This window comes from Curtobacterium sp. B18 (genome assembly GCF_000333375.1).
Lineage (GTDB): Bacteria > Actinomycetota > Actinomycetes > Actinomycetales > Microbacteriaceae > Curtobacterium.
The window spans coordinates 1-2558 of the sequence record NZ_BACZ01000032.1; the positions used below are offsets into that span (position 1 = coordinate 1).

Below are 2558 nucleotides of genomic sequence, written 5' to 3' on the forward strand. Positions count from 1 at the left end.
CGTCTCCGCGAGAGAGGACACCGGTCCGATCGTGCTCGTCGGACTCCGCTCGTCGTGGGCACCTCTCGCGAAGCAGACAGTCGTCGCCGCGCTNGTGGTCGCGGCCGTCCTCACACACGGACACCACGCGGACGCCCGTCGGGCGTCCGGTCGACCGCGCCCTCGTGCGGTCCTCGCGCGCGACCCGCGCGTCTCGGGCGAGTTCCTCGGTGCCGCGGTCGCGGCCGGGCTCGCCTCGGCCGGCGTCGACGTGCTCGACGCCGGGGTCATCCCCACCCCCGCTGCGGCGTTCCTCGTCGCGGACATCGACGCCGACTTCGGCGTGATGATCTCCGCGTCGCACAACCCCGCACCCGACAACGGGATCAAGTTCTTCGCCACGGGCGGCCGGAAGCTCCCGGACGAGGTCGAGGACCGCATCGAAGCGGCCATGCACGACCACTCCGCACCGACCCCCACCGGTCGTGACGTGGGCCGGATCACCCGGTTCGCCGACGCCGAGGACCGCTACGTCGTCCACCTGCTCGGCACGTTGCCGCACCGGCTCGACGGCATCCACGTCGTCCTCGACTGTGCGAACGGTGCCGCCGCCGGCGTCTCGCCCGAGGTCTTCGTGAACGCCGGGGCCCGGGTGACCCTCATCGGTGCCGACCCGGACGGCATGAACATCAACGACGGTGTCGGCTCCACCCACATCGACAACCTCGCCCGTGCGGTGCTCGAGCACGGCGCGGACGTCGGCATCGCGCACGACGGCGACGCGGACCGCTGCCTCGCGGTCGACGCCGCCGGCAACGCGATCGACGGCGACCAGATCATGGCCATCCTCGCGCTGTCGCTGCAGGAGCGCGGGCACCTGGTGTCCGACACCCTCGTCGCGACGGTCATGTCGAACCTCGGGCTCAAGCGGGCCATGGCGGACGCGGGCATCACGGTGCTCGAGACCGGCGTCGGTGACCGCTACGTCCTCGAGAAGATGACCGAGGGCGGGTTCTCGCTCGGCGGTGAGCAGTCCGGCCACATCATCTTCAACGAGTACGCCACCACCGGCGACGGCATCCTCACCGGGTTGCACCTCGTCGCCGAGATGGCCCGGACGGGCAGGACGCTCGAACAGCTCGCGTCGTGCATGACCGTGTTCCCGCAGGTGCTCGTGAACGTGCGGGGTGTGGATCGGCACGGACTGGCCGACCAAGGCGTGCAGGACGCCGTGGCCGCTGCGACGACCGAGCTCGGGGACACGGGCCGGGTGCTGCTCCGGCCGTCCGGTACCGAGCCCGTCGTGCGGGTCATGGTCGAGGCGGCCTCCCAGGCCGATGCCGAGCGCGTCGCCGAGGAGCTCGCCGACGTCGTGCGCGCGCGGCTGACGCTCGACCGCGCGTAGCCGCGCGGGCCGCTCGGCGGCGCGTAGCCGCGGCGGCGGCCCGGGCGTCGGCCGCCCCGCCCCCGCCCCGGCCGAGCCGAGTCGAACCACGGATGCGACATCGCACCAGCCCCCGCGCCTGGTTCGACGTCGGATCCGTGGTTCGTCGTCGCGTCCTGCCGGCGGCGGCGCCACGCGCCGCGCCCGCCGCGCCCGCCCCCGCGCGTCAGATCTTGCGGAGGAGCACCGAACTCACCTTGTGGTCGGCCGCCTTCTTCAGCACGAGCGTCGCCCGGGAGCGCGTCGGCAACACGTTCTCGATGAGGTTCGGCTCGTTGATCGCCCGCCACACCTCGGTCGCCGTCCGCACCGCGTCCTCGCGCGAGAGCGAGGCGAACCGGTGGAAGAACGAGTCCGGGCTCGCGAAGGCCTCTTCCTGCAGGGCGAGGAACCGGTCGACGTACCAGGCCTCGATGTCCTTGGTCTTCGCGTCGACGTAGATCGTGAAGTCGAACAGGTCGGACAGCGCCAGCCGTCCGTGCACCGGCGGTGCGAGCACGTTGAGGCCCTCGACGATGAGGATGTCCGGCTGTCGCACGACGATCTCGGCGTCCGGCACGATGTCGTACACGAGGTGCGAGTAGTACGGCGCGCGGACCTCGGCGGCGCCGCTCTTCACCTGGCTGACGAAGCGCAGCAGGGCGCGGCGGTCGTAGGACTCCGGGAAGCCCTTGCGGTCCATGATGCCGCGCCGCTCGAGCTCGACGTTCGGGTACAGGAAGCCGTCGGTCGTGACGAGCTCGACGCGGGGGGTGTCCGGCCACCGCTTCGTCAGCTCGCGGAGCAGGCGGGCGACGGTGGACTTCCCCACGGCCACCGAGCCGGCGACGCCGATCACGAACGGGGTCCGCCCGGCGCGGTCGCCCAGGAACGCCGACGTCGACGCGTGCAGGTCCCGCGCTCCGGCCGCGTACAGGGTCAGCAGGCGGGAGAGCGGGAGGTAGACCTCCTGCACCTCCTGCATGTCGAGGCGGTCACCGAGGCCGCGCAGCTGCACGATCTCGGTCTCGGTGAGGGAGAGGTGCTCCCTCGGTGCGAGCTGCGACCACTCGCGCCGCGGGATCTCCACGAAGGGGGTCGGGTGCGCGACGGTGGCTTCCGTGATCGGCATGGGGACGAGCGTACAGACGGGAGG

At 72.1% G+C, this 2558-nt stretch carries 2 protein-coding genes; one reads left to right on the forward strand and one right to left on the reverse strand.

Features of this window, described 5'->3' with window-relative positions:
- The first annotated feature begins 94 nt into the window (after window positions 1-94).
- Window positions 95-1384 carry a phosphoglucosamine mutase gene (gene glmM / locus I5E_RS00890; protein WP_148286812.1) on the forward strand — a complete coding sequence of 430 codons (1290 nt, stop codon included), beginning with the start codon at window positions 95-97 and terminating at the stop codon, window positions 1382-1384.
- Window positions 1385-1589: 205 nt separating this feature from the next.
- On the opposite strand, the gene coaA is transcribed toward glmM, so the two are convergent.
- Window positions 1590-2534: a type I pantothenate kinase gene (coaA, locus tag I5E_RS00895; protein ID WP_022905343.1), complete on the reverse strand. Its 945-nt coding sequence runs from the start codon at window positions 2532-2534 to the stop codon at window positions 1590-1592.
- Between the last annotated feature and the right edge of the window lie 24 nt (window positions 2535-2558).

What these genes read in the sequence shown, in the direction of transcription:
- coaA (WP_022905343.1), bottom strand. Translation starts at nt 2,534, where the DNA reads ATGCCGATCACGGAAGCCACCGTCGCGCACCCGACCCCCTTCGTGGAG.